Origin of the sequence: Accumulibacter sp., assembly GCF_032229525.1 — a bacterium.
GTDB lineage: Bacteria > Pseudomonadota > Gammaproteobacteria > Burkholderiales > Rhodocyclaceae > Accumulibacter.
Map to the genome: position 1 here is coordinate 43,807 of NZ_JAVTWB010000144.1, position 5,109 is coordinate 48,915.

At 65.1% G+C, this 5,109-nt stretch carries 4 protein-coding genes; 1 reads left to right on the forward strand and 3 read right to left on the reverse strand.

The window, feature by feature from the left end; translation table 11 throughout:
• The 3 genes from RUW20_RS10780 to hfq form a co-directional block, all read right to left on the reverse strand.
• The coding region (locus RUW20_RS10780) for a protease modulator HflK N-terminal domain-containing protein (RefSeq protein WP_313952222.1) at nucleotides 1-125 on the reverse strand (125 nt) is incomplete at its 3' end.
• Nucleotides 126-145: 20 nt separating this feature from the next.
• Complete coding sequence (gene hflX, locus RUW20_RS10785) at nucleotides 146-1,318, reverse strand: GTPase HflX (protein ID WP_313952213.1); 1,173 nt, start codon at nucleotides 1,316-1,318, stop codon at nucleotides 146-148.
• 117 nt (nucleotides 1,319-1,435) lie between these two features.
• The gene (gene hfq, locus RUW20_RS10790; protein ID WP_043565359.1) at nucleotides 1,436-1,675 is read right to left on the reverse strand and encodes an RNA chaperone Hfq; all 240 of its coding nucleotides are present in this window, start codon (nucleotides 1,673-1,675) and stop codon (nucleotides 1,436-1,438) included.
• Between the two features lie 235 nt (nucleotides 1,676-1,910).
• On the opposite strand from hfq, the gene recC reads away from it, so the two are divergent.
• Nucleotides 1,911-5,109 (forward strand): exodeoxyribonuclease V subunit gamma (gene recC, locus RUW20_RS10795; protein ID WP_313952215.1); only part of this gene is annotated, 3,199 nt, incomplete at its 3' end.

Sequence of the window (5,109 nt, forward strand, 5' to 3'; positions counted from 1 at the left end):
ATACCCGACAAGCGACGATTGAGATCACGCCACAACTGCTCGAGGTCGGGCGGCCCTTGATTGGGGCGCCGCCCACCGCCGTCATCGTTGCCGCGGTTTCCCCACTGTGGATCATTGAGCGACATAAACACTCCAAAGCTTGAAATCATGGGGACCCATCTGAATCATTTAGCATCTCGACATCCTGTAAAGCGGCGTCAGCCGACGCCCGCTGGCGCTGATTCTGGGCCTTCGCCAGAGCCATTTCGGCCAGCGCCTCACGCAGCAGCGAGACGCCGTCACCGCGGCTGGCGCTGACGCGAACCCGCAGGATTGTACCATACTCATCCCGCTCGACTGCCGGCGGCAGCCCCGTCAGATCAAGCTTGTTGAGCACCGTCAGCTGCGGAACGTCTGCAGCGCCGATCTCCGCCAACACCTTGTTGACGTCAGCCACCTGATCGTCGCGCGCCGGACTTGCCGAGTCGACCACGTGCAACAACAGGTCCGCCTCTGCCGTCGCTTCGAGCGTGGCGTGAAAAGCGGCCACCAGCGAGTGTGGCAGATCGCGGATGAAACCGACCGTATCGGATAGCACGATGTGCCCCACCTCCGGCAGCCACAGCTTGCGCGTGGTGGTGTCCAGGGTGGCGAATAACTGGTCGGCAGCAAAGACACCGGCATGAGTCAGCGCATTGAACAGGGTAGACTTGCCGGCATTGGTATAGCCGACCAGCGAAACGTTCAGCAGCTCACCCCGTCCGCGCGCCTTGCGTTGAACGCCGCGCTGGCGCTCGAGCTTGGCCAGCCGTTCCTTGAGCAGCCGGACCCGGATACCGAGCAAGCGACGGTCGGTTTCAAGCTGGGTTTCTCCCGGTCCGCGCAAGCCGATGCCGCCTTTCTGCCGTTCCAGGTGCGTCCAGCCACGAACCAGCCGGGTGGCCAGATGTTCGAGCTGAGCCAGTTCCACCTGCAGCTTGCCCTCCGCGGTCTGCGCCCGCTGCGCGAAAATGTCCAGGATCAGGCTGGTCCGGTCAATGACGCGACACTGAAGAATGCGCTCCAGATTGCGCTCCTGCCCGGCGCTGAGCTCGTGATTGAAAATCACCAGATCGGCCTCGTGTGCCTCCACTTCGGCAGCCACTTCCTGAACTTTTCCTTTGCCGGCATAGGTTGCTGCATCCGGGCTGTGTCGGCGGCCATGCACGACGCTACAGACCGTCGCGCCTGCCGAGCTGGCCAGCAGACGAACTTCTTCGAGCTGATCGGCAAGGTCTTCACGGCCGAAGTCCAGCTGGACAATGATCGCCCGCTCCTCGGCTGAGGGACGTTCATGCATACGCTTGATCCGGGGAAAATTGAGACAAGACGAAGGCGACGGACCTGGTCGGAAGAGCAGGGGCGACGTAGTCGCCTGACGTTATCGGCGGCGAGCCGGCAAGAAAGCAGTGATCGGTCACCCCTCGCCGTTGGCATCCTGCTGGATGGTAATCGGACGCGACGGCACCACCGTCGAGATCGCATGTTTGTACACCATCTGGGTAACGGTGTTCTTGAGCAGGACGACGTACTGGTCGAAGGATTCAACCTGACCCTGAAGCTTGATGCCGTTAACCAGATAGATCGAAACCGGGACGCGCTCACGTCGCAGCGTGTTGAGGAACGGGTCTTGTAGAAGTTGCCCTTTGTTAGTCATCCTTCGAACTCCATCTTTAATTGTGTACTGGAGAGCTCAGCATAATTGATTTTTCTGTGGTTTGCCATCAAGGCATACGCAAAGTCCGCACCGGGCAGTCCCGCGGCCGCCGGGCCAGCGTTCCGCAGCGTTCCGGTTGGCAGGCGCCGACCCGGCCGATGTTGAAGGCGCAGTACCGGGATCAGCGCAAGCGGGTGCGATAATGCTCGCCTGACAAGCGAAAAAACCCATCGCCATGCTTCGGCTCACCCTGTCCAACCGCTTCGAACTCCTGCTGGAAAGCCTGCTCGACCGCTTGTCGAATGAAGCATGCTCGCCGTTCACCGCGCAGCAGGTGATCGTTCCGAGCACCGCGGTAAGGCGCCGCGTCGAACTGGCCTGCGCCGACCGCCAGGGGATCTGCGCCAACGTCGAGTTTTCCTATCTCGCGCAGTGGTTGTGGACACAGATCGGCCACCTGGTCGACATTCAGGATGTGTCGCCCTTCTCGCCGGAACTGCTGTCGTGGCGGGTATTCGAGGTCCTCGGCGACCACAGCTTCAGCGCCGGTCACCCACCGCTGGCGCGCTACCTTCGCGATGCCGACCCGGTGATGCGACTGGATCTGGCGCAGCACTGTGCGCAGCTGATCGAGCAATACATTACCTATCGGCCACAGTGGCTGGCTGCCTGGTCGGATGGCAAGCGTGCAGGCATCCCGGGGCTGGACGCCGCACGCGATGAAGACGAGGCGTGGCAGGCCGCTCTCTGGCGACGCATCACGGCCGAACTCGGCACCCGTCGGCAGCACCCGGCGGCCGCGTTTTTCCAGAAAATCGCGGACCTCGGCGCCAACGCACCGGCGCTGGCCGGCCTGCCCGCCTGTGCCAGCGTCTTTTGCCTGACCACCCTGCCGCCGCTCTACCTGAACATCCTGCGCCGCTTGTCGCGCTGGATCGACATCCAGGTCTACGTCCTCAATCCGTGCCGCGAGTACTGGTTCGAGATCGTCGACCGCAAGCGACTGGGCTACCTGGCGGCGCACGACCGGGATGCCTACCACGAGGTCGGCAACCAGTTGCTGGCCGCCTGGGGGAAACAGACGCAAGCGCACATCGAGCTGCTGTTCGCCGACGACCGCGAGATCGCCGAGGAAGATAGCGTCTTCCTGCCGGCTGGCGGCGAGCATCTACTGGCGCACGTGCAAAACGCCATCCTCGACCTAGACGAACTCGAGCCGGGCAGCCTCGAACTCGCCGCCGACGATCGCAGCATCGAAGTCCATCTCTGCCATTCGCTGACCCGCGAGCTGGAGGTGCTGCACGACCAGTTGCTGGCGCTGTTTACCACCGTCGATCCGCCACCACCGGACCAGATCCTGGTGCTTGTACCCGATCTCAAGGCAGCGGCAGCGCTGATCGATGCGGTGTTCGGCACCGTCCCGGCCGCCCGCCGCATCCCCTACACCATCACCGGCCTGCCACAGACGCGGACCAATGCGATCGCCCGCGCCCTGGACAGTCTGCTCACGCTCGCCGGCAGCCGCTTCACGGCCAGCGCCGTATTCGCGCTGTTGCAACAGCAAGCGGTAGCGGAAAAATTCGGACTGGCCGCCGATGATCTTGATCTCATTCACGGCTGGATCCGCACCGCCGGCATTCGCTGGGGACTCGACGCCGATAGTCGCTGCAGCCTGGATCTCCCGGCGACCGATCGGCACAGCTTCGCCGATGGGCTGCACCGGCTGTTCCTGGCCTACGCCCTGGGCGACGACCCGCTCGCCCGCAACAGCGTGGTCGCCGGACGCATCGCTGCCGGCGACCCTGAAGGCGCCGAGGCCGCCACGCTTGGTCGCTGGTGGCAATTCATACGCCTGCTCGAAGCGCTGCGCGACGACTGGTCGCAAGCGCGCGACGCCGGCAGCTGGCAACGCTCGCTGACCGACGCGCTGGACCGTTTCACCCATGCCGGCAGCGACTTGGTCGACGAGTTGCGCACCATGCATGCGGCGATCAACCAGCTGCATGGCAACATGCTGCGCGGCGGCTCACACTCCGCCCTGCCGCTGGCAGTGGTGCACAGCGCGCTGACCGCCCTGCTCGACGACCCGGGGCGTGGCAGTGTCCCGAACGGCGCGGTGGTTTTTGCTTCACTGAACGGCCTGCGCACCCTGCCCTATCGGGTCGTCTGCCTGCTCGGCATGAACGATGGCGCCTTCCCGAGCGCCAATCGGCAAGCCGAGTTCAACCTGATGACGCTGTCACCGCAGCCTGGCGACCGCCAGCGGCGCCTCGACGAGCGCAACCTGTTCCTCGACCTCGTCCTCGCTGCCAGGCAGCGCCTGTATCTCAGCTACAGCGGCCGCAGCATCCGCGACAACAGCGTCGCCCCGCCGTCGGTCCTGCTCGCTGAACTGCTGGACACGCTCAGCGCAGCCTGCGCCGACGACCCGACAGACCCGGCGAGGGTCGACGCCGTGCGGCGGCGCCTGATCGTCGAGCATCCCTTGCAGGCCTTCTCGCCGGACTACTTCCTCGCCGACAGTGATCCCCGGCGACGCAGCTTCAACGCCGACTACTGCCAGGCGCTACGGCAGCGCTCACTTGCCGTAACGCCTCCGGTCAACGACGTTCTTGACGACAGCGACGAGAGCAGCGATAGCGGGGCCAGCGAGGCAACGCTGCCGTTCTTTTTCGCGGCGCTGGAACCGCCGGCCGCCGAATGGCGCCAGGTCAGCCTCGAACAGCTCCTGCAGTTCTTCCGCAACCCCTGCCGGCTGCTTCTCCGCCAACGTCTGAACCTTGCGCTGGCGACCGCCGAGGAGGAACTGCAGGACGACGAGCCCTTCCTTCCCGATTACACGGGCCTGCAAGCACTGTCCGGGCGCGTGCTGCCGGCGGTGCTGGCCGGCGTCGCGGAGGACGAAATCCTGCACCTGGCGCTGGCCGGCAACGAGTTCCCGGCCGGGCCGCTCGGCGCGCGACTGATTGCCGACGAGATGGCGCGGATGCAGCGCTTCGCTGCCCCGCTCGGCCCGCAACTCGCCGCGCCACCGCTGCCGGCGGCGCACGCCCATTTCGACTACGCTTTCGCGAGCGAAAACTGGCAACTCGCCGGCGCGCTCAGCGACCTTCGCCCGACCGGATTACTGCGCTATCGCTACGACGACGTGCGCGTGTCCGACTATCTGGCCGGCTGGATCAGCCACCTCTTCCTGTGCGCGATGGCGCCGGCTGGCGTCGAGCCGCAGACGTCCTGGCACTCGCGCGATGGCAGCTACCGGCTGACACCTTGCGAGCCGCCGGCCGCGCGCCACCATCTCGGCGAGTTGATCGCCTTGTACCGCCGCGGCCTGTCGGCCCCGCTGCACTTCTTCCCGAAAAGTGCCTGGGCCTACATCAATCGCCAGAACAGCCTCGCGGCCGCCCGCCAGCGCTGGACCAACAACCTGAACG

What these genes read in the sequence shown, in the direction of transcription:
- hflX (WP_313952213.1), bottom strand. Translation starts at nt 1,318, where the DNA reads ATGCATGAACGTCCCTCAGCCGAGGAGCGGGCGATCATTGTCCAGCTG.
- hfq (WP_043565359.1), bottom strand. Translation starts at nt 1,675, where the DNA reads ATGACTAACAAAGGGCAACTTCTACAAGACCCGTTCCTCAACACGCTG.